The 26628-nt window shown below is 39.3% G+C and carries 27 protein-coding genes; 18 read left to right on the top strand and 9 right to left on the bottom strand.

Translation table 11 applies throughout. The features are described 5' to 3' along the window. The first annotated feature begins 147 nt into the window (after positions 1 to 147). The gene (locus NMK36_RS23760) at positions 148 to 1041 is read left to right on the top strand and encodes a prephenate/arogenate dehydrogenase (protein ID WP_254174776.1); all 894 of its coding nucleotides are present in this window, start codon (positions 148 to 150) and stop codon (positions 1039 to 1041) included. Between the two features lie 37 nt (positions 1042 to 1078). Here the strand turns inward: NMK36_RS23760 and NMK36_RS23755 are convergent, their stop codons facing one another. The 4 genes from NMK36_RS23755 to NMK36_RS23740 form a co-directional block, all read right to left on the bottom strand. Then, entirely contained in the window at positions 1079 to 1303 is a 225-nt protein-coding gene (locus tag NMK36_RS23755) for a hypothetical protein (RefSeq protein WP_072718182.1), read from the bottom strand. 32 nt (positions 1304 to 1335) lie between these two features. Beyond that, positions 1336 to 2556: a DNA double-strand break repair nuclease NurA gene (locus NMK36_RS23750; RefSeq protein ID WP_254174775.1), complete on the bottom strand. Its 1221-nt coding sequence runs from the start codon at positions 2554 to 2556 to the stop codon at positions 1336 to 1338. 134 nt (positions 2557 to 2690) lie between these two features. Beyond that, positions 2691 to 2876 (bottom strand): hypothetical protein, encoded by a 186-nt coding sequence (locus tag NMK36_RS23745; protein WP_190517270.1) that lies wholly within the window; start codon positions 2874 to 2876, stop codon positions 2691 to 2693. A gap of 81 nt (positions 2877 to 2957) precedes the next feature. Further along, positions 2958 to 3518, bottom strand: a complete 561-nt coding sequence (locus NMK36_RS23740) for a GNAT family N-acetyltransferase (RefSeq protein WP_254174774.1) — start codon at positions 3516 to 3518, stop codon at positions 2958 to 2960. Between the two features lie 275 nt (positions 3519 to 3793). Between NMK36_RS23740 and NMK36_RS23735 the strand changes: the two genes are divergently transcribed. Both NMK36_RS23735 and NMK36_RS23730 read left to right on the top strand, forming a co-directional pair. After that, complete coding sequence (locus tag NMK36_RS23735) at positions 3794 to 4696, top strand: hypothetical protein (RefSeq protein ID WP_254174773.1); 903 nt, start codon at positions 3794 to 3796, stop codon at positions 4694 to 4696. Between the two features lie 213 nt (positions 4697 to 4909). Then, positions 4910 to 8401, top strand: a complete 3492-nt coding sequence (locus tag NMK36_RS23730) for a CHAT domain-containing protein (protein WP_254174772.1) — start codon at positions 4910 to 4912, stop codon at positions 8399 to 8401. Between the two features lie 74 nt (positions 8402 to 8475). On the opposite strand, the gene NMK36_RS23725 is transcribed toward NMK36_RS23730, so the two are convergent. Then, a complete protein-coding gene (locus NMK36_RS23725) occupies positions 8476 to 9264 on the bottom strand; it encodes an HAD family hydrolase (protein ID WP_254174771.1) in 789 nt (262 codons plus the stop codon). A 90-nt stretch (positions 9265 to 9354) separates the two neighbouring features. Between NMK36_RS23725 and NMK36_RS23720 the strand changes: the two genes are divergently transcribed. The 7 genes from NMK36_RS23720 to NMK36_RS23690 all read left to right on the top strand — a co-directional run bounded on the left by NMK36_RS23720 (position 9355) and on the right by NMK36_RS23690 (position 13340). Further along, complete coding sequence (locus NMK36_RS23720; protein ID WP_254174770.1) at positions 9355 to 9618, top strand: hypothetical protein; 264 nt, start codon at positions 9355 to 9357, stop codon at positions 9616 to 9618. Positions 9619 to 9646: 28 nt separating this feature from the next. Continuing rightward, positions 9647 to 10456 (top strand): prepilin peptidase, encoded by an 810-nt coding sequence (locus NMK36_RS23715; protein ID WP_254174769.1) that lies wholly within the window; start codon positions 9647 to 9649, stop codon positions 10454 to 10456. A 70-nt stretch (positions 10457 to 10526) separates the two neighbouring features. Further along, positions 10527 to 10748 carry a hypothetical protein gene (locus NMK36_RS23710; protein WP_186440306.1) on the top strand — a complete coding sequence of 74 codons (222 nt, stop codon included), beginning with the start codon at positions 10527 to 10529 and terminating at the stop codon, positions 10746 to 10748. Between the two features lie 132 nt (positions 10749 to 10880). Then, on the top strand, positions 10881 to 11843 hold the full coding sequence (accD, locus tag NMK36_RS23705; protein ID WP_072718193.1) for an acetyl-CoA carboxylase, carboxyltransferase subunit beta: 963 nt from the start codon (positions 10881 to 10883) through the stop codon (positions 11841 to 11843). A 161-nt stretch (positions 11844 to 12004) separates the two neighbouring features. Further along, a complete protein-coding gene (locus tag NMK36_RS23700) occupies positions 12005 to 12208 on the top strand; it encodes a translation initiation factor IF-2 (RefSeq protein WP_072718194.1) in 204 nt (67 codons plus the stop codon). A gap of 209 nt (positions 12209 to 12417) precedes the next feature. After that, positions 12418 to 12909, top strand: a complete 492-nt coding sequence (psbV, locus tag NMK36_RS23695) for a photosystem II cytochrome c-550 (protein ID WP_072718195.1) — start codon at positions 12418 to 12420, stop codon at positions 12907 to 12909. A gap of 227 nt (positions 12910 to 13136) precedes the next feature. Then, entirely contained in the window at positions 13137 to 13340 is a 204-nt protein-coding gene (locus NMK36_RS23690; RefSeq protein WP_254174768.1) for a hypothetical protein, read from the top strand. A gap of 140 nt (positions 13341 to 13480) precedes the next feature. Here NMK36_RS23690 and petE read toward each other — a convergent pair whose 3' ends face one another. Beyond that, a complete protein-coding gene (gene petE / locus NMK36_RS23685; protein ID WP_072718197.1) occupies positions 13481 to 13894 on the bottom strand; it encodes a plastocyanin in 414 nt (137 codons plus the stop codon). Between the two features lie 156 nt (positions 13895 to 14050). On the opposite strand from petE, the gene NMK36_RS23680 reads away from it, so the two are divergent. The 3 genes from NMK36_RS23680 (at position 14051) to NMK36_RS23670 (ending at position 15386) form a co-directional block, all read left to right on the top strand. Further along, positions 14051 to 14293, top strand: a complete 243-nt coding sequence (locus tag NMK36_RS23680) for a TIGR02450 family Trp-rich protein (RefSeq protein ID WP_072718198.1) — start codon at positions 14051 to 14053, stop codon at positions 14291 to 14293. 54 nt (positions 14294 to 14347) lie between these two features. Further along, positions 14348 to 14965 carry a hypothetical protein gene (locus NMK36_RS23675; protein WP_072718199.1) on the top strand — a complete coding sequence of 206 codons (618 nt, stop codon included), beginning with the start codon at positions 14348 to 14350 and terminating at the stop codon, positions 14963 to 14965. A gap of 172 nt (positions 14966 to 15137) precedes the next feature. Then, the gene (locus tag NMK36_RS23670; RefSeq protein ID WP_072718200.1) at positions 15138 to 15386 is read left to right on the top strand and encodes a hypothetical protein; all 249 of its coding nucleotides are present in this window, start codon (positions 15138 to 15140) and stop codon (positions 15384 to 15386) included. A 161-nt stretch (positions 15387 to 15547) separates the two neighbouring features. Here NMK36_RS23670 and NMK36_RS23665 read toward each other — a convergent pair whose 3' ends face one another. From NMK36_RS23665 to iscB, 3 genes are all read right to left on the bottom strand, one after another. Further along, the gene (locus tag NMK36_RS23665; RefSeq protein WP_254174767.1) at positions 15548 to 16432 is read right to left on the bottom strand and encodes a PhzF family phenazine biosynthesis protein; all 885 of its coding nucleotides are present in this window, start codon (positions 16430 to 16432) and stop codon (positions 15548 to 15550) included. Between the two features lie 148 nt (positions 16433 to 16580). Further along, complete coding sequence (locus tag NMK36_RS23660) at positions 16581 to 17888, bottom strand: ABC transporter substrate-binding protein (protein WP_072718201.1); 1308 nt, start codon at positions 17886 to 17888, stop codon at positions 16581 to 16583. Positions 17889 to 17960: 72 nt separating this feature from the next. Next, on the bottom strand, positions 17961 to 19238 hold the full coding sequence (gene iscB / locus NMK36_RS23655; RefSeq protein ID WP_254174766.1) for an RNA-guided endonuclease IscB: 1278 nt from the start codon (positions 19236 to 19238) through the stop codon (positions 17961 to 17963). 505 nt (positions 19239 to 19743) lie between these two features. Between iscB and NMK36_RS23650 the strand changes: the two genes are divergently transcribed. The 5 genes from NMK36_RS23650 (at position 19744) to pilM (ending at position 26587) form a co-directional block, all read left to right on the top strand. After that, on the top strand, positions 19744 to 20415 hold the full coding sequence (locus tag NMK36_RS23650) for a hypothetical protein (protein WP_254174765.1): 672 nt from the start codon (positions 19744 to 19746) through the stop codon (positions 20413 to 20415). Positions 20416 to 21170: 755 nt separating this feature from the next. Further along, the gene (locus NMK36_RS23645) at positions 21171 to 21695 is read left to right on the top strand and encodes a spore coat protein U domain-containing protein (protein WP_254174764.1); all 525 of its coding nucleotides are present in this window, start codon (positions 21171 to 21173) and stop codon (positions 21693 to 21695) included. Between the two features lie 96 nt (positions 21696 to 21791). Continuing rightward, positions 21792 to 22493: a fimbrial biogenesis chaperone gene (locus NMK36_RS23640; RefSeq protein WP_254174763.1), complete on the top strand. Its 702-nt coding sequence runs from the start codon at positions 21792 to 21794 to the stop codon at positions 22491 to 22493. Between the two features lie 150 nt (positions 22494 to 22643). Continuing rightward, positions 22644 to 25178, top strand: a complete 2535-nt coding sequence (locus NMK36_RS23635; RefSeq protein ID WP_254174762.1) for a fimbria/pilus outer membrane usher protein — start codon at positions 22644 to 22646, stop codon at positions 25176 to 25178. A gap of 317 nt (positions 25179 to 25495) precedes the next feature. Further along, positions 25496 to 26587 (top strand): type IV pilus biogenesis protein PilM, encoded by a 1092-nt coding sequence (gene pilM, locus NMK36_RS23630; RefSeq protein WP_072718203.1) that lies wholly within the window; start codon positions 25496 to 25498, stop codon positions 26585 to 26587. Positions 26588 to 26628 lie beyond the last annotated feature (41 nt).

Here is a 26628-nt window from a genome sequence, read left to right as displayed (position 1 = left end):
AATCCTTTTTATATTTAACTCAATAGTGAGGCTTTTAAGGATCGATTAAAGACCCTTTAACTTTTTTTGAAAATGCGGTTTTAGGGTGAATTTTAATCGATTGGTTTAGAACAATTTTTTTGTAATAATTAAATGGAGTATTGATTGATGAATATTGGTATTGTCGGATTGGGTTTAATTGGAGGATCTCTTGGTTTAGAGTTATATACCCATCGGCAACAAACCCAAGCACAAATCTCGAATAATCCTTCTGCTTCTCCCTCTCCATCCTATCGGATTTTGGGAATTAGTCTCGAACAAAAAATTTGTGATATTGCCGTTAAACAAGGAGTTGTTGATGAAGCCAGTGTTGATTTGTCCTTAATGAGTCAAGCTGACATCATTTTTATTTGTACACCCATTGCTGCTATTGCTCCGACAGTAGCAAAATTAATTCCCTATTTACAACCTCACACCATTTTAACGGATGTGGGTTCTGTTAAAAAACCGATTGTCGAAAATTGTTCAGCATTATGGCCTAATTTTGTGGGCGGACATCCGATGGCAGGGAACACGCAAACCGGAATTAATGCGGCTCAACACCATCTATTTGTCAACAAACCTTATGTGATCACACCGACCGCTAACACACCCCTCGAATCTATTAAAATTGTAGAATCAATTGTGGATTTATTGCAAGCTAAAATTTATCATTGTCAACCGGAAGAACATGATCGGGCTGTGGCGTGGATTTCCCATCTCCCTGTCATCGTTAGTGGTAGTTTAATCGCTTCCTTAAGACAGGAAGATAACCCCGATGTCGCCTTGTTAGCTCATTATTTTGCCAGTTCGGGATTTCGAGATACCAGTCGGGTTGGTGGGGGAAATCCTGAACTGGGATTAATGATGGCAAAATATAATCGGGACGCTTTATTACGTTCTCTACAATCCTATCGTCAAACCTTAGATAAAATTACCACTTATATTGAACAAGAAGACTGGCAAACCTTAGAAAAACAATTACATCAAAATCATTCTGATCGTCTAAAATTTAATCTCTAACCCGTAGTAAGCCCTTCAGGGCTTTCTCATTCCCCCCTCAAGAATGATGATTAACAATCAAATTCCATAACGTTTGCGGTAACTGCATCAAATAATCGAATAACTCCTGGGGGCCAATTCCAAACACAAGCTGTAATATTAATACAATAGCAGCGATCGCAACAGCCGTACTAATACTCGCTTTTAACACCTGAACCGCCCAAGTAAAAACCAACCAAGCCACTAACAATGAAGCCAATAAAATAATTAATTCAATGGTCATAATTCGTAATTCGTAATTTCTAATTCGTAATTCTAAGCAATACTCCCCCGTTTCCTCGCTTCCTTATAGGAAATTCCCACATTTCTTAATCCAGCTTTAATCATTTGCTGTTCTAACATAGCAAAAAATCGAGTGCGATCGCCCCCTTTAACAACCGCTTGATTATGGGCTTCAGCTAACACCACTGGATAGCCATATCCCTTTTGAACCTGGGCGATTACCATTCCTAATGCTAACTCTAATTGTTCGGAATTTTCAACCACCCAAGCCGGAACTTCCAAACGAGCAATTTCCATCCCGACATTGACATAACAAAAATAGATTTGATGATGATCATATAAATCCAAAATTGACGAATTAGACCGCCAAAACGGACTGCGTTGACCGGGTTTTAATTGGGACTCCCATAATACCGTATCCCGCAAGGGATCACACACTTGACAAGGGGCTTTTTTCTCCGTTCCCGTTGCACTCATTCCCCCCGTACCCGGACAATATTTTAAACAATTAGGTTCTTCAAAGGTACAAGCTTGTAACCGTAAAAAAGATAAACTTTCACTACTGCGAGAGGCACTTACATAACCCATTAACGGAATATTGGCTAATCTTAACTGCTCCCAAGATTGTAAAATCGGTTGTAAAATTAAATCTCGTGCTTCTGAGGGTAATTGTTCTAAAAACCAATAAACCAATGAACCATCCACTAAGGCTAAAGTGGGAACAGTTAACGCTTGATTGGGAGATATTTCTAATAATTGCTGTCCTGATTCTGCTAAAATGATTGCTTCGGAAACAGACCGACGATAGCCCATCCATTCTTCTGTTTTAATTCCCCATTGACGGGATAAATATAAATCTTCAGGACGATAATAAATTTCAGGAACACTATCTAAAATCGGGTGGCGACTTTGACCATAATGTAAAATTACCCGTCCCACATTAATTAAATAACAATAGGCAATTTCATGGGCACTGGGAGCAATTTGAGAACCATCCGTTGCGAATACCGTATGAGCTAAAGGAGGTTCAACAATATAGGGATAATGATTTAAAGGTTCTAAGGGAGTGGCGGGTTTAAAGATAATCCTCTGTTTAAATTCTTCATATTTTTGCATTAAATTCTCAGAATTTAATTTCGCTTGTTCCATCAAATTTAAAGCAATTTCAATTCGTTTTCGAGACGCTTCTGCTTCTCGATTAATATGTTGACTCATCCCTTGCATTTGTTGGGACAATTTTGTTAGATCTAACATTATGTTTTATTGGTAATTCCGGTGTTAAGTTTAAGCTTCCCCCGTTGTTGGGTTTCAGTCTCAACTATTGGGCTATCTTCCGCAACAACGAGGGGGTTTATTAATACCAGTTTAACAGATAAACGGATAGAATATTATTGGAGGGCGATCGCAATTCCAACTCCAACTACAAATAAAATAATCCACACAAAGCCTTCTCCCTCATCGGATATAGACCGATTAACCCATCTTTCTCTTTTACACCGTAAGCAGTAGTAGTGGTCGGGTTTCTGTGTATCTCTAACCCAAGGACAATACATTTCCTCACATTTATCAAGCATATTGTTCTCCAAAATTTTAATTGTTTTAACCTGGGTTTGATCCCCCCTAACCCCCCTTAAAAAGGGGGGAATATGATCAATCTAGTGGGTAATAGGGGTATAGGTCATTGCTGAAATTTCCAACCGTTGCAGATAGCGTTCTTGGGAAATTTGATATAAACAATAATCCCGATCTTCGATTAAACACTCTTTAACTTTTTGAAAGCCAACCTTCTCTAAAATGCGACGACTGGCGTGATTTCGACAGCGTGCAAAACCCACTAATTGAGGTTCTTTGAGTTCTAAGAAGCCAATTTTTAACGCGGTTTCTGCTAATTCTGTACCTAAACCATGACCCCAATAGGGTTGATCTAGGGCATAACCAATGTTAACAAAATCAGAGCGATCGCTATGGTAAACCTTGACAAATCCTAATAATTCTTTTCCCTGTCGGTCTAAGGCAAAATAGTTGCCAAAACCGTATTTTTCCCAATGTTGTTCCCAATCTTCTAATGCTGCGATCGCCTGTTCATCGGATAACGCACCCTGTAAAACAAATCTCATAATCAGAGGATCTTTTAACATTTTAATAGCACGATTCCAGAAGCGTTTATCACTGGGATGAACGAGGTTTAAACGGTTATTAGACAGGCTTGATTTCATAATGCCTCACTTTTTTATTGTTGATTTAATTCGTTTTTACCAAGAAAAATAAATAATTAATAGAGTTTTATATGGTTTTATATGACAGATTTTCAAGACTAAATTAACAAATTGTTTTTAAATAAAATAAAAGTAATTAAATGTCTGCAAATTCAACAAATTACAGAAAATGACAGCAAATGACAGGAAATAACAAGTTCTTAAAATATTATTGATTTTCAGATTAAAATGTTATGATCAGATTGTTGAAAGTTAAGACAGAGGGGGAAAAGGAAATGTCAGAAGAATACATCGCTTTTCTGAATGACCTAGCAACAGAACTGTTTAAAGATGATGTCAATGGAGTAAAGAAAGAAAAAGAATGTTTTTTTAAGTTGCGGTTTAATCCTGAAAATTATAAGATTAGCAACAAAAATATTAAGGAAGAGAAAGATGATTTATTAACCTTAATAAAAAAACAGTTAGGGTATGCTCCTACTAATATTGCAAGACTTCAACGTCAAGTGATTGAAAATTTAATCACAATTTATCAACAGGAGTTAATTCAGGATAATGTTAATATTGAGGCGTTAACTCATGCTGAACCTGGACAAAAAGGAATTTGGCAACAAGTTTATCATTGGTTACACGATAAAAAATTTCCTCGATGGCAATTTAATCAACTTTGGGAACAGTTTAAACAGCAGGGAAACCCGCAACCTGACTGGATTAAATTTGCACCAACAGTCCGAGGAATGTATTGGGAAGAACCTGTAAACTCGACCCCGACTATTCCTTGTGATCTACCTTTGAGAATGGAGTTAAACCTAAATTATCCCCAGTCTTATTTATTATTATTAAATCGAGAATTAAACACAAATACTCGGTTTTTGGTTTGTCCCTCTTTAGCTTTTGCACCCGATAATAAAATTGATCAACCTCCGATTTTATTACCACAAATGGGTTCAATAGCAACTCAAAAAAATCGCTTTATTAAATTTGATGGAGAAGGCGTTGAGGAATATTTAGGAATTGTTTCAGAAAAACCGATTGAAATTGACGGGTTAACTCGCAACCCTAAACAACAATTTCCTATTTTAGAGGATGATATCTTAAATCAATTATGGCAACAGTTACAGCAACAACAAAATTGGCAAGTTTTTTATCAATCTTTTCAGGTGGTGAAACCTCAACCCTAACCCAGAAACCGGGTTTCTTTCACAAAACTTGATTTCTGATTCCAGATCTAGCTAGAAACCCGGTTTCTCATTCCCTCTCAAAACTTAACCTAACGCCAACAGAAACCGGGTTTCTTCCACAAAACTTGATTTCCTATTCCAGATCTGACTAGAAACCCGGTTTCTAATTCCCCTAACACACACTACAATATTATTAACCCAGAGGAGCATCCCATGAACGAAGAACGCCTCGCCGCTTACCTTAATTTAATTCAGCTATTGATTGATTGTCCCAACGGAGAGGAAGTAACAATTCTCCAAGACCATGCTGAATTAGTGGATATGGGGTTATGCTTAACGATGAAGAAGGTAGCAGAAACCCTAACGGAAAACGGACAGGAACAAACCGCCCAATGGTTGTTAAAAATAGCAGAAGAATTAATGATGCTGTTATCCTATCCATCCCCTGACAATGAGCAATTTAATCAATATTCTCCTCAAGATTATTATACCTTAATTCTAAGATTATTGCAAGCAGAAAATGAAAGAAATATTCAACAATCAAATACCCTGCTTGCCGATAACCGCCATCTCCTCAACCCACAATTTGCGGAAGTCTTAACAGTTGTTGCTGCGGAATTTCTTGAAGCACACCCAGAAGCAACAGAAACAATAGTAGCATTAGTCGAAAATATCAGTATTAGAATTAGCGATTTTCCTCTGGGAAACCCTAGATATATTCAAAAAATTGCCATTGCGGGATATGAGTTTGTCTTGGGTTATCGTCAGGAAGAATCCGAATTAGGGGCGCAAACTAATAATAATCTGGGGACTGCCTATTCAGACCTAGCAGCAATAGAAAATACCCAAGAGAATTTAAAAGCAGCCATCGCTTGTTATCAACAGGCTTTAATAGTTTATCAACAACAGACCTACCCCCAAGATTGGGCAATGACTAATAATAATCTGGGGACTGCCTATCGTAACCTAGCAGCAATAGAAAATACCCAAGAGAATTTAAAAGCAGCCATCGCTTGTTATCAACAGGCTTTAATTGTTTATCAACAACAGACCTACCCCCAAGATTGGGCAATGACTAATAATAATCTGGGGACTGCCTATTCAGACCTAGCAGCAATAGAAAATACCCAAGAGAATTTAAAAGCAGCCATCGCTTGTTATCAACAGGCTTTAATTGTTTATCAACAACAGACCTACCCCCAACAATGGGCAACGACTAATAATAATCTGGGGACTGCCTATTCAGACCTAGCAGCAATAGAAAATACCCAAGAGAATTTAAAAGCAGCCATCGCTTGTTATCAACAGGCTTTAATAGTTTATCAACAACAGACCTACCCCCAACAATGGGCAACGACTAATAATAATCTGGGGACTGCCTATCGTAACCTAGCAGCAATAGAAAATACCCAAGAGAATTTAAAAGCAGCCATCGCTTGTTATCAACAGGCTTTAATTGTTTATCAACAACAGACCTACCCCCAAGATTGGGCAATGACTAATAATAATCTGGGGACTGCCTATTCAGACCTAGCAGCAATAGAAAATACCCAAGAGAATTTAAAAGCAGCCATCGCTTGTTATCAACAGGCTTTAATTGTTTATCAACAACAGACCTACCCCCAACAATGGGCAATGACTAATAATAATCTGGGGAATGCCTATTCAGACCTAGCAGCAATAGAAAATACCCAAGAGAATTTAAAAGCAGCCATCGCTTGTTATCAACAGGCTTTAATTGTTTATCAACAACAGACCTACCCCCAACAATGGGCAATGACTAATAATAATCTGGGGAATGCCTATTCTAAACTCGCCTCAGAAGTTCAGGGGGAAGCACAACAAAACCTGTATGATCAGGCTGTTGATTGTTATCGACAAGCGTTAATAGTTTATCAACCCAAAACATTACCTCTAAACTGTGTAAAAACAGGACGAAATTTCGGGAATGTAGGGTTTAAAATCGGGAACTGGGAATGGGGAGTGGAGGGCTATGAATGGGCGATGAAAGCAGTAGAAAATAGTCGCAGTCGGGCGCAAACCGATCAACAGCGTCAAGAGATTTTAGCCGCAGCCATTGGGGTTTATGCCAATGCGATTCAATGTTATATTAATTTGGGGAATTATCAACAGGCATTATTAACCGCAGAGCGATCGCGGTGTCGGCAGTTAGCGGATTTATTTGCCAGTAAGGATCTCTATCCCAATGCGGAAGTTCCCCCGGAATTGGTGAAGGAATATAATGCTTTGAAACAACGGATGAATCAGTTAGAGCAAACACCCCCACCGAATACGCCGGAAAATCCATCAAAAACTGGTCAACTCTCCCCAGAAACTTTAGCAGAAATTGAACAATTAGAAACGGAAAGAAAGCAGCTTTGGCGAGAAATTCGCAGTCATGATCCGGTATTAGCAGGTCAAATAGAAGTCGATGTGATTCAGTTAGCAGAAATTCAGCAGTTAATTCAGGATGATGTCACCGCTATTGTTAGTTTTTATAGTACCAATGATCAAACGTTTGCCTTTGTGTTGCGGCGTTTGACCCCCCTGAGTCCCCCCTTAGTAAGGTGGGAAACCAGTCTCACCCTCCACACCTGCGACGGTCAAGGATACAAAACCCTGCAAAATTGGATCTTACAAAATTGGTTAAAACCTTATGTCGAAAACAAGAATCAATGGCTGCAAAATATGGGTAATTTTCTTAGTGAACTTGCTCAAAGATTGCAAATTAATCAATTAATTGATAACCATTTACAGGGAATAGAAGAATTAATTATTATTCCCCATTTGTATCTCCATCAAATGCCCTTTGCAGCTTTACCGTTGAATCTCAATTCTATTATTCCCAGTGGCGAAACCCAAACCGCAAAAACTCGTCAAATGGGCTTTAGTGAGCCGATTTCTAGTAGTTATACCGAGTCAGAAAACAATACAGAATTACCGGAATATTTAAGCGATCGCTTTCGGTTAAGAGTCGTTCCCAGTTGTCAAATTTTAAAATATTGTAGCGATCGCAAGTTGGTTTCCAAACCCCATCAATTGGGAATTGTGGAAAATGCCACCGGAGATTTATTCTATACAGAAAAAGAATGTCAAGAGTTAGCAAAACGTTATCAAGTTCCTGAAGAATATCATCTCAAAAAGGAACAAGCTACTCCAGATAATTATATCAAATTAGCGAAAAAAGTGCAACGGTTACATTCCAGCCATCACGCTAATGCAGACTTAAATCATCCCGAAAATTGTAAATTAGTTTTAGCGAATAAAGCAGAACTAAATTTAGCCACAATTTTTACCTTACGGTTTCCAGAGTTATCAGATTTATTTTTATCCTGTTGCGAAACTAATTTAACCTTAACTCCCATTACCGATGAACCGTTATCCTTAGCCGCAGGTTTTCTATCAGCAGGGGCGCGAAATGTTGTGAGTACATTGTGGGCGGTGGAAGATCAAGCCACATCGGTATTTACTATTTTATATTATCAATATCTCGACCAAGGAAAAACCCGCCCAGAAGCGTTAAGATTAGCACAACTGGATTTAAGAAGTTGTCAAAGTCTGGAAGGATTAAAAAATTCACTCTCAGAAAATTCTTCAGAGCGCTTAGGAGAAAAAGTAAATGCCCCTAAAAATAGTTCTGAGGTAAAATATCCCTATGCAAGTCCCTACTATTGGGCGGGTTTTCTGTCTCAAGGTTTAGCTTAATCAGTTGTTAAGCGGTTAAGCATCTAAAGTAGAGACGCGCCATGGCACGTCTCTACAGCCCGAACTTAAAAAGATTAATTTTTTAACCAATCTGAAAAATCCTGCCTAAATTGAGACAGAGATAATAAATTAATTCTAGGATATTCTAACGTAAAATCTCGTTCTTGTTGTAGATTATAGCCCCAATCCGCTAAAAACAATTGAACTGAGTTTAAATCGGGTTGTTGTTGCACCGCAAATAAGGTTTGTAACCGATCTTCAATAAACCAAATATTAGGATTAGGCTGAATTGTTGTTAATAATTCGCGTAAGATTTGCGCTTTCGGACGTTTATAACCTTTACCAAAAATTCGACCTTCGGGAAGTGTAACCCCTTGTTGTTGAAGAAGCGATCGCACAAATCGCTCCTCCTTTGTTGTAATAATATAAACCAAAAAAGACTGCTCAATTAGGGGTTTAATTCGTTCTATCACACCCGGATAAAATCGATGTAATCCTAACCAACCGGATAAATCCTGATTAATCCATTGATCTCGAACTCCATCCAAATGAGGGCCAATCACCTCCGCTTTTAATTGTTCTTCCGTAACAATATGATGAACAATTCTTGACCAATTCTGTAAAATATCAGATTCCGAAATCCCTAAAACCAAAGCTCGAATTAAAATCGGCATTTCCCAACCAATTTCAATCACAGGGCGAGTTCGATAGAAAATGGGGGCTAATGCTTCCGGTGAAATCCCATCAGGAGGCGACCACAGTTGACAATAGCTGCGCCATGCGGTTTCAAAATATTCTAACAGTCCATCACAAACAACCCCGTCAAAATCAAGTGCGAGTAAAGTCGGTTTATCGTTTATCATAAAATTTTAATTTTAGATTTGGGAATCAACTCAACTTATATTAAATCAACGCTGTTTTCTTCCTCTAAAATTTGTCATTGAGGAGCGATCGTGGTACAAGCCTTACAACTCGAAACTGAATCCTTCCTGAACCCTCCAATGGCTCCCTATCAGCTTGATGCTGACTTAATCAGGGTAGCGAAACATCTCTATTATGCCTATGTAGAAGTTCATGCTCAACGAATGCGACGACCCTTGGGAGTGGCAATCAACCCTAGCAATTATCGCAGTTGCTTATTATTTTCGGGTCAACCCATTTTACTACCAGGGGAATATTTTATTCCTTTTGAACGCATTGAAGCTGATTTGTTTTAACTCCAAAAGTTAGGAGTCAGGATTTAACATGGGTATTATACTGAGTTTACCTGCCTATTTAATTGTGTTTGCGTTTGGAGCATCCATCGGCAGTTTTCTCAACGTGGTCATCTATCGAATTCCCGCCGGGTTATCCATACTGCATCCTCCCTCTCGCTGTCCCCGATGTCTAACGCGGTTGAGTCCCTCAGAAAATATTCCCGTGTTTGGTTGGTTGTGGCTTCAGGGACGTTGTAAACATTGCCATACCCCCATTTCCATCCGCTATCCCCTCGTAGAAGCCACCACAGGACTCTTATTTTTATTAATATTTTTAATCTCCCCAAACTTCACCCAAACGGTGGGCTATTGGGTTTTATTTAGTTGGTTAATTGCTCTATCGTTGATTGATTTAGATACCTACACGCTGCCCAATGTGCTCACCCAGTCGGGGTTAATATTAGGGTTAGGATTTCAACTCACCCAAGCCTTAACAACACCCTCACCCCTGAGTAATGGCTTGATGGTGGGAATTTTAGGGGCTGTTCTAGGAATATGGCTCTTTGATATTATTTCCTTTGTCGGAACCCTCGTTATGGGACAAACCGCTATGGGGGCTGGAGATAGTAAACTCGCCGCCATGATGGGAGCTTGGTTAGGATGGAAATATTTACTCGTGGCTGGATTTATCGCCTGCGGTTTAGGCGCTTTTGTCGGCGGAGGAGCGATCGCCCTTAAATTAATCAATCGTCGTCAACCCATCCCCTTCGGTCCCTTCCTAGCCCTCGCTACGGCTATCACAGCCCTCTGGGGACAAACCCTGTTATCAGCCTACCTCAGTTTATTTTTTCCTCTATGAAGGGGAGCAGGGGGAGCGGGGGAGAAGGGATGACTGATGACTGATAACTGATAACTGATAACTGATTTCTATGCCTTGGATTACGATTAAAACAACAGCCCTGCGATGGGAAGCGGATCTCATGCAGCAAGTCTTAGAAGCTCAGGATATTCCCACGCGGATGATTGACTTGGGGGTGTGTTCTTCCCTGGGAATGGGTAGCCCCATAGGATTACAAGTTTTAGCAGAACATCAATGGGCAGCCTTGTTGTTATTAAGTCCTATTGAGGAAGAATTAGAATCTGTAGATTAACGTGATTGATTTGATGTAGATCGTTCTATTATAGTAAAGATTTAAAATTTAATCCTGGGGCCTACGGGAATCCCCCAATTTCCAAACGCCTCATTTTTTAAATTAGAAACTGAAAGGTCAAAACAATCTTTAATGTCTCTATTTGATTGGTTCGCAAATCGGCGCAAATCATTACCGAGCAGTCCTGAACCCCAGGAACGGGAAATTGCTGATGGGTTATGGGTTAAGTGCGAACAGTGCAATGCTTTAACGTATGCCAAAGACCTACAAGCCAATAATATGGTTTGTTTGGAATGTAGTCACCATTTCCAAGTGCATAGCGATGAACGCATTCAGCAACTGATTGATCCCAATACCTGGATGCCCCTAGATGCTGAAATGTGTGCCGTTGATCCCCTGAAATTCCGCGATCGCAAATCCTATAGTGATCGACTGCGGGAAACACGGGAAAAAACCGGGTTATCCGATGCGGTACAAACGGGGGTTGGGTTACTAGATGGAGAAACCGTTGCCCTCGGCGTTATGGATTTCCGGTTTATGGGTGGGAGTATGGGCTCTGTGGTAGGAGAAAAACTCACCCGCCTGATTGAACACGGTACCAGAGAACGCTATCCCGTGATTATTATCTGTGCATCGGGTGGGGCACGGATGCAGGAAGGAATGTTGAGCTTGATGCAAATGGCTAAAATCTCGGCTGCGTTGCATCGACATCAAGACTCCCGACTCCTGTATATTCCGGTTCTCACCCATCCGACCACCGGCGGGGTGACGGCGAGTTTTGCCATGTTAGGGGACATGATTTTAGCCGAACCTAAAGCCACCATTGGTTTTGCGGGAAGACGAGTCATCGAACAAACCCTGCGGGAAAAGTTACCCGATGACTTCCAAACCTCGGAATACTTATTGTCTTATGGGTTTGTCGATGCAATTGTTCCCCGGACTCAACTGAAGAAAACTCTGGCTCAACTGATTCGTCTGCATCGCCCTCCCCAAAATACTGGCTCTTTTTCCCACTGTCCAGAAGTTAAAACCTTCACCTCTGCCCATCCTGAAGTAGACCTATCCCATGAAATCTCACCGTCGAAGTCTGTATAAGATTTTGACGAGGTTTCATTCAGGCGAGGAAAAAGGGTGGGGGTTGTAGGATAGGCAGGAACAAATGCTCAACAGTCAAACCCAGGACAGAAAATTGGCTGTTTTCAGAGATACCAAAGGTTCCTATAATTTTTGATCAAGACCTGTCAGCAACTAGACTCATGGGTTTTGCAGACCTGTCAATTACAGAAATAGCAGAGGATTACAATCTCCCAGTTGAGGCTGTACTCAAGCTGTGCGATCAGTTGGGCATTTCATATCAACATCCTCAAACCCGCTTGGCGCTTGAGGATGCTAAAGCTTTGATGTCCTACATCAGAACTTTAAGCCAGTCGTCCGAGTTCACCGAGTTTGATCAACCTTAATCAGGTATGGAAACTAGCATCTGTGAAATTATATTTCGCAGACGCTCAAAAAAGGTAAATAACAATAGACGATTGACAAATAATGATCAGCCCATGACCGGGATCAGGTACATTGAACATCTGAACCGAAACTGAACTGACTTCTGAAGAGCGGATAAAGCCAAGACGGTATTAAGCCTTCAATAACTAACTTAGCTATAAGGAGAACCATGCTCAAAAGATACTTTTGGCTGGCAGTAGCCACTGTATTTTTCACCTTTCAACTGTTTGTCAACCAGGCGAATGCGGTAGAATTGACCAAAGAACTTCGGACTTTACCTCTGAATGACCAAGGCCAAACCGTTGTCCTCACTGAAAAGCAACTGAGCAAAGGTAAAAGCGTATTCAATAAGGCTTGTGCCTCATGTCATGCTTTGGGAATGACTAAGACAAATCCTGATATTAACCTCAGTCCTGCAACCTTAGCCGGTGCGTCTCCCTCCCGCGATAATATTGAGGCTCTGATCGCATTTATTAAAAATCCCAAAACCTATGATGGGTTGGAGGAAATTTCAGAAACACATCCCAGCACCAAGAGTTCAGATATTTTCGTTGTCATGCGAAATCTGGAAGATGAGGATTTATACAATCTAGCTGGATATCTGTTATTAGAACCCAAAGTTCGCCCTGAACAGTGGGGTGGAGGAAAATACCTCCGCTAATATCAGTTAAAACCTCATAATTTTAGACTTTAGGTTTTAGGTTTTGGATGGTACAGGTGTTTGGATTTTTCCTCCTCAGCGTTGAGAAACCCACACAGAATCATCTTCAATCTAAGATCTAAAGTCTAAAATTTTAGAAGGATGTTGAACTCAACAGAGGAAATACATTATTCATGGGATATTCTAAGCTTTTTGTGCATTTTTTATTGACTATTCTGATTTTAGGGATGAGCTTATTTAGCTGGAGTTTACCTACCCAAGCCACCTCAATTGATCCCTTTATTCGGCGTTATTTTGAAGTGCGTCAACCTGTTGAAATTCCGGTGGATGGAAAAGGTAATACTCGTCAATGCCGTGATAATCTTAATAATTTAGTTGCTTATTTTAGAAATCCTGTTAGTTATGATGGTACAGATTATAACTATTGTTGACACTCCTCGCGAAAAAATAAACAAACGCCTTCTTTTTGACCTTGAATAAACGGATGGGTAGTCTCTTGTTCGTTTTATACTCAACAAAAAACTACCCAGAATTAATTATAAATTCAGAAATTAGAGTAATAAAACTCTAATTATTTTGTTAACACAATTTGACCCGTCATTCCTGCGCCACGGTGGGGTTCACAGTAGTAGGAATAAACGCCAGCAGGCATATCATCGGTGAAAGAAATTTCAAAGGATTCACCCGGACTGAACAGGGATTTCTTATGAGAAAGCTTTTCAGCAACGGCAGCATCAGGAGATTTGGCTTTATCAAAAACCATGTTATGGGGAGGAAGTTTGTTATTGACAAACTTAATAGTGTCGCCCGGTTTTACGGTTAATTTGCTAGGAACAAATTGTAACATTCCGCTATCAGCACCCATTTTAACTGAATAGGTTTCTGCGGAGGCTGAAGAAGCACCGAAAACAAATGTGCTAATCATCAAAAAGGCCACAGATAAAACTAAAGCGACCCGCTTGGACACTGAAACAATCCGATTCATAACTTGCCTCTAGAAAATATAACTTTCTAAGCTCTCTGGAACATCTTACCACGAACTATGACAATCTGTCGTATTAATGGATGACCTTGGCAAATGGGTAACACATCTGTCACAATTTTCAACAATCACAGTTCGTTCAATGTCCTATTCTCAAACATGGCCAAAAAGCAAAAATTCCCTTACCTGTTAGGCTCGAAATGGACATCAAATCAACAAACTTGGGGTTGGCGACATTTTCAAGTTGTTAACCGGAAAAATCAAGGGAAATGGGTCTTTGCTGAATTGGTGGCCTCTTGTGATCCCACGGTCAGATTTTGGTTAAATGCTCAACAACTTAAAGATCGTTCTCTCTGGCAACCGGGATGGCAATCTACACAAGAACTTGAAGAGATTGAATGACTCTACAACATTAACAATCCTGAACTTTAGCTCTCCTCTTGTTAAGATTCTCTCATGAATGCTCCCCACCTTCAAGCGACCCTGGAACTGTTGCAACAAGCAACCCAACAGCTACAATATTTATTACAGAATCCGGTTTCACAAGATCAAAACCGAGACATGATCCAGGAAATTGAAACCCAATTAACTCAAGCTTTAATCACGTTAAAGACAACGGTTAATCCGCCTAATTTGGATCATATTCCTCCTCAGCTTTTACAACAAGTTCAAGCTTTGGGACTCCCTATAGAAAGCCTTGATATTCAGTTGGCTTTATCCAGCCATCATTTGAGTCAAATTATCGCAATTGTAACGGAAATTCAAAATAAATCTGAACAAATTAGAAACAGACGAGATTATTTTTTAGATCGTCTTCCTCAAATGCCCATTGAGAAATTAGGCCCTAGAGTTCCCCTGGTCACTGCCAAGGATTTTCTTCCTGATTATGAACCTTTACCGAAAGATCAGCGAGAACAATTAAGGGTGAAATATAATATTGATAAATTAATCCAAAAACGACAACAATCTCGATCTTCCTTGTTTGAAAAAATTAAACAAGCTGAATCGTTGATTGATTCCCAAGCTAAACCTTTAGAAAATTCGCCAGAATTTGAGGAAGATTTACCCTTTTAATTAGGAATTAAAGATGTTTTTTTATTATTAAGGTTTTGAATTAAATAAAAGTTTTCTAATATTATCTAATATTTTTGGGATTTTAGATAAAACTTAAGTTTCAGAATCACAAATTTTTCAATTCAAGGTTACAATGGAATTCTATACCCTATTTTTCTAAAGGAGTGATAAAATGTCTCAACCCGGTGCTAAACATCCCTCAACTCCCGATGAATCTTCTCAGTCGGGTGACGCTTTAGAAATTGTTAGTATTGGGATTAATGAATCTCAAGCTGAAACTTCAAATCAAGAAGGTTTATCTCAAGATAAACTCCATCAAGTTACTGATCAAATTAACGCGGATTTCCAAGAAAATAAAGATCCAAACTGGCGAGTTGAAACTAATTGGGATGAAACTAAGGTTAAAGTGAATTTAGATTAAAAAAACTTAGGAAATGCGATCGCCATCAGAAACCGGGTTTCTTAATAGATATTTATGAATGCAAGCAGTCTTAATCAGAAACCCGGTTTCTTGAGAAACCGAGTTTCTTAATAGATATTTATGAATGCAAGTCGGTTTAATCAGAAACCCGGTTTCTTGAATTAAACTAAACTTCCTTCAGCAACTTTAACTACATTTCCCCCGACTTCAACTTGAATTAAATCTCCTATTTTTTGAGATTTTAATAACAGTAAAGAAGGACGATCAATTTCATATCCTTGTTCAACTTGAATATTAACGAGATCGGAACCAAAATAAGCATAATGGGAAAGATATCCGGCTAAACACCCATTAGCACTTCCCGTTGCTGGATCTTCAGGAACTCCTAAAGCTGGTGCAAACATTCTAGCACAAATCTGATTATTGGGGTGATAAGTTTCGGGACAAAACATAAAAATTTCTTTCGTCGTTGTGGTTTGAATAAACTCTGAATAGTGTTCAAAATTAACCTGCGCTTGTTTTAATGCAGATTGGGTTTTTAACGGAACAATAATAAAAGGAATACCCGTAGAAACCGCTTGAATAGGATAACGTTCATCAAAATCCGATCCTTGCAAATTTAAGACCGATGCTAATACTTCCCGATCATAAATTTGAGTCAATTCAGGAGGATTTTGTCGCATCCATAGAATTTGTTTTCCCGTTTCTGAGGTTTTCCACCTCACCGGAATTTGACCCACCCCTAAATTTAAAATCACTTGTTCAACCGAGGTTTTAATGATATCCTGTTGAATGATATAAGCCGTTCCTAACGTGGGATGACCCGCAAAAGGTAATTCTCGTTTAGGGGTAAAAATTCGCACCGGATAACCGCCATTTTTAGGTTCAGAAGCAGTAATAAAGGTTGTTTCTGAATAATTCATTTCTTGGGCAATTTTGAGCATTTCTTCATCGGATAACGACTCAACTCCGTCACCCCAAATTACCGCTAATTGATTTCCAGAATATTTGATTTCCGCAAAAACATCAACAATCGAAAATTTCATAAGATTTCTAATTTGCAATATAAATTTTACCATTAATTGATAATTAATAATTGATAACTGATAACTGATAACTGATAACTAATAACTGATAACTAATAACTGATAACTGATAACTGATAACTGATAACTGATAACTGATAACTGATTATTATCTTTCATTCCAGGTTTTTTCGGCATCTGCGATCGCTTGATCAACAGTTTTTTGATTTAACATTGCAGCTTGTAAATTATCATAAATAATTTTTTGCAACTGTTTAATATCTTTTTGAGGGGGAATTAAAACCTGGGCATTTTTAAGTTCTTGTGCACTCACTAAACGAGCTTGATCCGCCGTTGTTGGATTAGCAGGAAGAGTGGTAAAATAACTATCTTTAAGAGCATCCTGAATTGATGGTAAAACATTAGCCGCTTTAGCAAAAGCGAGTTGATTGGTACTATTAGTAACAAATAAAGCAAATTTGACAGCAGCTTCAGGAACATCTGTTGATTTCGGAATCACTAAATTCATCACCGCAACGGTGGTTTTTTTCGTATCTCCAGTAATTTGAGGCGCGGGAACAGAAACCTTAGCAACCGTTGGCGCATTTTGAGCAATTGCTTTTAAAAATTGTGGCCCTGATGTTAAGATAGCAATGTCTCCAGATTGATATAATTCAATAGCACGGCGATGTCCTTGAGTTAAAACTTCTTTGGGAAGTAGGTCTTTTTGATATAAATCAACCCAATATTGAAAAGCCGCTTTTCCTTGGGGAGTATTAAACGCTGCTTTACCTTTATTATCGATTAATTCCGCTCCCATTTGAACGATAGATTGTAACACTTGAGCCGAATCTTCTGGAACAAAAGACACAAAAACCGCATATTTGCCTGTTTTTTCTTTGACTTTTTGGGCGACTTGTGCTAATTCTGAATAGGTTTTTGGCGGTTGAGAAATTCCCGCTTGTTGCAAGAGTTGTTGATTATAAATTGTAATTTGAGTTGTTAAATACCAAGGAATTCCAAAGGTTACGGTTTGACATTGATTATTCGGACAAACTTCTATTTTATTCGCTTGCCAAATATTCGGTAAATATTGAGATTGAACGCTTTCAGGAACGGTTTCATTGAGATTTAACCAAGCATTTCGTCCCGCTAATAAGGCGGCAAAATCAGGATTTAAGTTAATCACATCGGCGGCGGTTTTGGCAGCAACGGAGGCTAATACTTTACTTTCCATCGCAGACCAAGGAACATCAACCCATTTCACTTTTAACCCTGGATTTTCGGTTTCAAAATTAACAATCAGTTGATTAAAATAATCGGTAAATTGGGGTTGGAGTTGCATTGTCCAAAATTCAATTTCTGGCTGACGGTTTTGAGCAGTTGGGGAAGAGGTGGAGCAACTGACACCCCAGCTTAAAAATAAACCCAAAACGAATAACAAACCCAACCGTTTCCAAAATTTTAATTGTTTCATTTGTCTTCCCCTTTGGAGACTCCCGCTAAATCGGTACTCCGATTAGCGGTGAGAGGAAAAAGGGGTCGGGGTCTATGCTGCATACAAGTAACCATCCTTTTTGTGAATTGTTGTGCAATATTTGTAGCTGATGCCTTGAATAATTGCTGTTTTTAGGGTGATATTAAAACTCCCGCTAGAACGAACAGCAATTCGTCCAAAATAGGTTCCTATTTTCTTGCCTTTGGTAACAACGGCTTTAACAATATCGCCTGTTTGAAACCCTTTGACAAATTTAAAGCGGGGAACATAACGAGAGGGAAAACCAAATTTGTCTGTTCGACACATTTGTCTTGATCCATGACCTGTTGCCTTAATCAATAAAGGTTTATTAATTAAGACCTTTAAAGCTTCAACTTTCCCAACGCAAGCTGCATCTAACCAATGGGTTTTAGGTAAGTTTAATAGAGTTCGATTGAATTTAGTTGACCCACCTGAACCCGTTGAAATAGGTAAACCCATTTCTTTTAATTTATTAAATAATACCCACCGAGTTGAATTAACGGCTGTAGCATCTTTTAACGGTTGTTTAGCTTGTTTCAAAATCCGTTGCAGTAAGTCAGGTTTACCTGATAGGAAATCTTGAATATCTTGACTCCCTTTCTTTTGGTTACAGTCATGACAAGCTAAACAAAGATTAGAAATCCGGTCAGTTCCGCCTTTAGATTTAGGATGAATATGTTCTACTTCTAGGGGTACGTTTTCTATCCCACAGTAAGCACATTTTCTACTCCATTTCTCCAGTAAGTATTGTCGAACTTCGTATCCTTGTAACTCTCCTTGTTGATATTCAATTCCAGAGATTTCAGGATTTTCAAGTTGCTGCAAGTCAAATCTAACCAACTCTTGAACAATTGAACTAATGGGCGCAAACTTAATTAATTTATTCACCCAAGTTAAAGTTGTTTCGACTCGATGTTGAAGACTGGGAGCCAACCAACCTTCACGTCTTTTTCGGTTTAAAAACCGTGCTTGACGATATCGAGTATGACGATTTCTTCGGGAACGGCGTAATGAACGTCGGGATTCCAAAGACATTTTAATGACTTGACCTCGATGAGTCAATTCTGCTCCCCAAATTACTTTGTTTCCCTGAACTAATGCAATCCGGGTAGTTTTTGAACCGGGGTCAATTTTGAGAGTAATTGGTTCTATTTCAGGATTGGGTTTTGACTCCTTCAGAATAAGGGTGAACGGATAACGACGATAAACAGCAGCTTGACCTTGATCCAATAACAATCGAGCTTGAGCAGGATGTATCGGAGATTGAGGTTTTTTATTCGCATCAATTACAAAAACGTAGTTAGACATGAAATGACTCCTATTTCTAGGGTAAAGTTAGCTTCGACAATGTTAGCGGTCGGTACTTTCTCAAAAGCACTGGCTTAACCCTTTAAACCTGTTTAACTTTTAAGTTTTAGAGCTACAAACTAGCTTCGCATTTGTAGGTAAGAACTTTAACACTTACCGCTAACGTAGCTGTTAGGCTTAGTCTGGTCAACTTGGGCTATATTTCAAGCCCCCACTATATCGGTACTCCGATTAGTGGTGGGTTGTTGACTTGATTTAAAAATTAACGAATCGAGGTGAATTTTATTCCCTCAATTAGTATAAAACACTTGAATTGTTTTTTTGATGTTGCTCGTTGACATGGGGTAACTCTCAAATGTTACACAGGTTGAACAACGGGCTGATCCGTTGGAGAGATGATCACCCTCGCCTAAAATGCCTATGCAGCCAGCGATCCCGCCTTTATGTCAAGATTCCCTGACAATTACTTTACAATTCCTTGACATCCTAGTTTACGGAGTATATTATGAAACAGATAGGAACTCAAAATACTGTTACCATCAACACCAGTAACATCGTTTCCATAAGTAAAATAATCTATGGAGACTGGATTACAGGTTTTTCTTTCAGCTATGCTGAACCCAACCCTCCCTACCCGTGTTGTGCCTTTTGTGTCTACTTAATCCTTCAACTATTGGTATCATCTATGTCTTTACGTCGTTTTCTAGTTGCTTCTAGCTTAATTCTCAGTCCCGTTGCTGCCATTAGTCTTCAATCAGCCGCCTTTGCTCAAACAGCAACTGATACTATTCAAATTGGTGGCAGTGTTCCTGCAACTGTTAGCATCACGTCAACAACAACTACTGTCGCTACTAACTTACCTTTATCTACAGCAGGGGTAGAAAACAATCTCAAAATTGCTGACCTTGTTGTTACAACTAATTTTGGGGCTGCAACAATAACTGCAACCTCGACAAATAACGGTACTTTGCTTAATACTAGTAATCCTAGTGCTAGCCGTCAATACGAACTTGACATAGTTGGTGACGGGGGGCAAGCCAATAACTTTAGTAACTTAAGTAGTTTCACCCGGGTAGTGGAGGGTGATCTAGACTTATACATTCAGTTTACCAACCCATCTACACCACAAAAAGGTAACTACACTGATACTATAATCTTGACAGTATCTGATGAGTAAGCCTTTCACTCATTTTAGGTTTTAGTTTTAGGCCGTTTTAAAGAAATCGGGTTTCTAGTGGTAATGCGTATTCATCAAAATCGCATTAACCATTCCAGAAATCCGGTTTCTGTGTTAGTTTTCTGGTTTTTCTCTCAAACTATATTCTGATCAGAAAATATAAACAGAGTTGTTAGTATAGCAATCCGATTTGATTGGTGGTAGGGACAATTCATGAGTGGTAGGGACAATTCATGAGTGGTAGGGACAATTCATGAGTGGTAGGGACAATTCATGAGTGGTAGGGACAATTCATGAGTGGTAGGGACAATTCATGAGTGGTAGGGACAATTCATGAGTGGTAGGGACAATTCATGAATTGTCCCTACCGTCAAGATTTTGGTCATCGAGGGAATTACAACCGATTTAGACTTATATGAAATCCTTAAATGTTGGCTACGCATCAGTCCCCTGTAGAGAGGTTGCATGCAACCTCTCTACAGATAATTACAGATAATTAGAGAGCGCGTGAAGCCGTAAAAATTGCCCATTTCAAGAGTGCCGCTTCCCAATTCGTAATTCGTAATTCCCCATTGCCTTTTGTAGCATTTTTTTCAGGATTTTATATTACTATAGGATTGCTATAGCAAGTCTAAATCGGTTGTAATAACCTCTATGACTCAAACCCTGACCGTAGGGGCAATTCATGAATTGCCCCTACGGTAAATCAAATAGGATTGCTATATATATAAATGCAATATTTTGCAGCATTGATCATGTTTTCATATCGTTTTTTGATTTTGAGCGGTTTAATTCTCAGTCCTCTGGCGACCTTTTTTAGTTCTCAATTAGCAGCCTTTGCGGGTACAGACACGACAACTATTAATATTAGTGGTACTGTTCCCTCAGTGGTTCAGATTTCCTCACCAACAACCATGCCTGTTAGTAATAACTTGCCTTTAGGTAATCTCGGTCAACAGGTTATTAAAGTTGCTGAACTTCAAATTATAACCAATAATCCTAATTCTCCGGGTGTCACAATAAATGCAAGTTCAACGAATAGTGGTGCTTTATCATCAGCTAATGGCAATAGCTCTATTCCATATCTAATTACAGTCACTGATCACCAGACTCAACCCAATAATTTTGATAATATTAATAATTTCAGTTCCCCTCAAACGACAGGCTTTAACGCCGAGGGTGTAAAGACAGTAGATTTATATATTCGGTTCAATCAAGCAACTATACCCAACCAAGGTAACTATTCTGATGTGATCACCTTGACAGTATCCGATAATTAATCAAGATCTGTTCATCAGCATTACTTCCCCAAATGGTTTGACTTTAGATATAATCAATCATACTTTATTCCAACTGTATTTGCTCATCATTAAATTATGAAACGTTCACTTCGACATTTTTTGAGTTTTATTTTCTTTATCATATTAAGTGGGATTTCCCCCGCATTAGCTTTTAGATTAGAACCAATTTCTAGGGTATTTGAACCAGCAGGAGCAGGGGCTACCCAATCTTATGAAGTTATTAATGATACTGCCGAACAAATCGCCGTTGAAGTTTCAATGGCCGAGCGAAAAATCAGCTTAGAAGGTCAAGAAACCACCGAAAGTGCTGATGATGATTTTTTAGTTTATCCATCCCAAATCGTATTACCCCCCCAAGGAGTACAATCAGTACGGGTGACATGGTTAGGTAATCCCAACCCAGAAAAAGAACTAGCTTATCGTATTATTGCCGAACAATTACCGATTAATCTCAACAACCCAGAAGAGTCACAAGCCGAAACAACATCAGGCGCTATTAAAGTCATGTTTCGTTATATAGGATCAGTGTATATTCGTCCTAAAAATGCCCAATCAAAAGTTGTCCTGAATGGCATCACTCACGAAAAAGGAACTGATGGAAATGATCGGTTAGTGATTACCTTTGAGAATCAAGGAACGCGGCGTGCTGTCTTATCAGAATTAAATTTAAACTTAACCAGTCAAGGCAGTCAATTAACCTTAAAACCAGAACAATTAGAAGGAGTAAATAATGGAGTGATTTTAGCGGGAAATCAACGACGGTTTTCTATGCCTTAGCCCCAACAATTGCCCATCGGTGAAGTCACAGGAACATTTACATTTAAAGATGTGGATTGACACTCGCCGAGCTAAGAGGGTTGGGAGACCCAACCCTACGGGTTTTGATCACCCATTATTGAGACTTGCTAGAGCAAAACTGGTTTCTCAATGAAACTAAAACTTAAGCTTAATAATTTTAAATTATTGTTATTTTTTAGCTTGACTTTAATTCTATGTAATTCTTCACCAACTTTAGGGCAAGATTCACCTTCTCCATCTCCTACTTTAGCTCCTGAAACTCAAAACCCAGACCCGACATTTGAGGATATTTTTGGCAAGCCGCGTAACCAAGCACAGAAAGTTATCGTACCCTTTTTTATTGATGGACAACAAAGAGGACAGGTATTACTAAACCTGGGAAATATACCCGGAGTGCAGATTCAAGCCGCACCTTTATTAGCAGAAACAGAAAAGGTGATTCGTCCAGATACCCAAACAAAACTAACCAATGCAGTTGATGTTGAAGGAAATCTCAACTTAGAAATTTTACGACAAAATGGCTTAGAAGCAACCTTTGATCAGTCTAAATTAGAACTACAAATTCAAGTTCCACCGACTCAAAGACGCACCAATGTTGCCAGTTTAAACGAACGTAGATTACCCCGTGGTACTGAAAATGCAATACGTCCTAGCACATTAAGTGGTTATGTTAATTTTCGTGCGGATCAAGACTATATTTGGCAGGGTTCAGAACAAAGTCAAATCGGACGCCAACCCCTTCGTTTTGGTTTAGATGGTGCTTTGAATTATAAAAATTGGGTGTTTGAGGGACGCAGCGATTTTACTGAAGGTCGAACACCTGCTTTTATCCGAGGAGATTTACGACTGGTTCGGGATGCACCGGATCAAGCTTTACGGTATGTGATCGGCGATCTTTCCATTCCGGTCACAGGTTATCAAAATAGTCAATCTCAAATCGGAATTTCTGTCGCTAGAAATTTTAGTTTACAACCCCATCGGGTCACTCGACCGATTAGTCAATATGAATTTTTCTTAGAAAGTGATTCGAGAGTGGATGTATTAGTAAATGGTCGATTAGAACGAACGTTAGAGTTATCCGCCGGACGGCAAGATATTCGTGATTTGCCTTTGGGTGCTGGAATAAATGATGTAGAATTAGTGATTACAGATAATGTCGGTCGGGTACAAAGACTGAATTTTTATCATCCAGTTGCAGCCGATTTATTAGCACCCGGAGTTCAACAATTTGCCTATAGTTTGGGTTTTCCAACCTCCGATAGTTCAGGCGATCGCAACTATGATTTTACCGAACCGATTGTAACTTTATCCCATCGTTTAGGAGTTACGAATCGCTTAACCGCAGGTAGTTATTTACAAGCTAATTTTGATCAGCAAATTATCGGTTTAGAAGGAAGTTGGGCAACTCGTTACGGGAATTTGGGCTGGGATATGGCCCTCAGTCACGAGATCGAATTAGGCATTGATTATGCAGCGCGGTTGCGTTATGAATATTCACCAGTGGGTGCGAAGAATCCGTCTCAACGTTCCTTTCAATTAACCGTAGAAACCAGAGGAGAAAATTTTAGTCGAGTTGGAGAAGATAACCCCAATAATGATTTTTTTTACGATATTACGGCAAATTATAGTCAACAATTATTCTGGAAGATCCGAGGAAATCTCAGTGCTCGATATGAATTCGGGCGAGATACTCCTAATACTTATAGCCTCAGCTTAGGTCTTTCTAAAACCGTCCGAAATGGCTTGAATATTAGGTTAAACCTCAGTCAAAATCGTGATCAAACCGGTTTTGAGCAACAACGTGCTTTTATCAATTTATCCTGGTCAATTCCCAAAATTCGTCAATCAATACAAGTTTCATCAGATGTTAATAATAATGGACAATATAAGAATAGTTTAAACTGGAGTTATAACCCCTTACGAACTATTGGAAGACCCAGAATGTCCCTGGGTTTAACTCAAAATGACCGAGGTTATAATTTGACCGGACGGTTATCTTATACCGGCTATTACTTCAATTGGGATTTATCGAATGATGCAGTTTTTACCGTCGATGGAGATGGTGGGATCTCAAATACCAGTAAACTTAGTTTGGCTACCGCCTTGGTGTTTGCAGATGGTCACTTAGGTTGGTCACGTCCGATTAATAATAGTTTTGCTTTAGTCATTCCCAAAGATAGTGTTAGAGATCAAGAAATTGTGATTAATCCCAGTATCAATGGCGATACAGCCCGCATTAATCATTTTGGGTTTGCTGTTGTTCCTAATTTAAGTCCTTATAATCTTTCTACTTTGATTATTGATGCTCCAAATTTACCTGTAGGAATGGATTTGGGGAATCGCGCTATCACAATTTTACCCACCTATCGCAGTGGAACATTAGTCGAAGTTGGAACAGATGCAACGGTATTTTTACGAGGGATATTATTAAATGCTAACGGTGAACCGGTTTCGTTACAATCAGGACAAATTGTTTCTATTTCTGATAGTAATTTTCCGGTAGTAACTTTGTTTACAAATCGATCAGGTAGATTTGCCACTGCTGGATTAAAACCAGGTCGCTATCAAATTAAATTATTTAGCAACCCTCCAGCAGAAATGGAGTTTGAAATCCCCGCAAATGCAACCGGAATATATGATACCGGGACGCTTCAATTTCCTTAATCATTAATATAGCAATCCCAAATAGATTGTAATAATTTAAAACTGATATGAAACAGCCAGAAGTATTATCCCTGTTCCCAGTTAAGCTGTTCCCTTTTGAGCAGAAATTTTGGATACAAATCAAATAGGATTGCTATATCAGGTTGATTTGAAAGCGTTATCTTCACGAAAATTAACCCAGCTATTCAGCAGGATCAGGCTCATAATCCAGGGTTGAATGTTGTACGATGAATCTGTATCTTTATCCAGAATCGGGAATTTTAACGGTATGGGTACAGGTCAGCTAAAATACAGAATCAATCAATTAAACGACAACTATGGTTAGTTTCTTACAAGGATTGTTCTCTAAGCGGAAGCCAGGAGTCGGAATTGAATTAGCCACAGAACGAATTAATCTGGTGGAAATGCGGAAAAAAGGTCAGCAATTACAGCTAGTCACCTTGGCTACAATTCCAGTTCCCGAAGGCGTTGTTCAAGATGGCCAAATTGTAGATACTCCAGCAATGGCAGAGTTAATTCAGGCGGCAATTACCGATAACAATATTAAAGCCAAAACCGTGGGTACATCTATTCCTGGACGGGAAGCAGTAACGCGGATTATTCCGGTTCCGGCTGACCTCAGTGATGATGAACTTAAAGAGTATATGAACGCAGAAGCGGGATTATATTTACCATTTCCTAGGGAAGAAGCCGATGTAGATTATCAAAAATTAGGGCGATTTGTCGATGAAGATGGCATCGAAAAAGTCCAAGTTTTATTAGTTGCTGCTCGTAAAGAAGTCACCGATACTTATGTTGAAACCTTTGCTCAAGCGGGTTTAAAGGTTACGGTTTTAGAGGTGAGTAATTTTTCTCTAATTCGTACCCTAAAAAATCAATTAGAGCAGTTTTCCTCCACCGAAGCCGCTATTATTGCCGATATTGAATTTGATAGCACTGAACTGGCGATTGTTGTGGATGGGATTCCTCAATTTAACCGCACTATTCCCATTGGATTATATCAAGTTCAAAGTGCCTTAAACAGTGCCATGAATTTACCTCCTTCGAGGGATGTCAGCGAACTCCAGGCCATGACCCTTCCGGTGACTGATACAATGGGAGCATTAAACGATCCCAATCCGGGGACGAATGCCATCATTAAGGTTTTTGCTGAATTAGCCGATGAACTGCGTCGCTCCGTTGATTTTTATATTAATCAAAGTGACGGTCTGGAAATGGCACAATTATTGTTAATGGGGCCAGGAGCCGCCATTGGACAACTGGATGAGTTTTTCATGCAACGGTTAGCAATGCCTGCGACGCAAGTTGATCCCATTGAATCCCTCTCTATTGCCTTTGAACGGGAAATTCCCCCAGAACAACGTGCTAGTTTAGGAGTGGCATTAGGTTTAGGAATGCGGATGCTCTAAACCCTGATCAGTGAGCCATCAACCGTCAACTGTCAACCGCC

The organism is Planktothrix pseudagardhii (genome assembly GCF_904830925.1).
Taxonomy (GTDB): domain Bacteria; phylum Cyanobacteriota; class Cyanobacteriia; order Cyanobacteriales; family Microcoleaceae; genus Planktothrix; species Planktothrix tepida.
The sequence above is the reverse complement of the archived record's forward strand: the minus strand, read 5'-3'. Positions and strand labels throughout refer to the sequence as shown.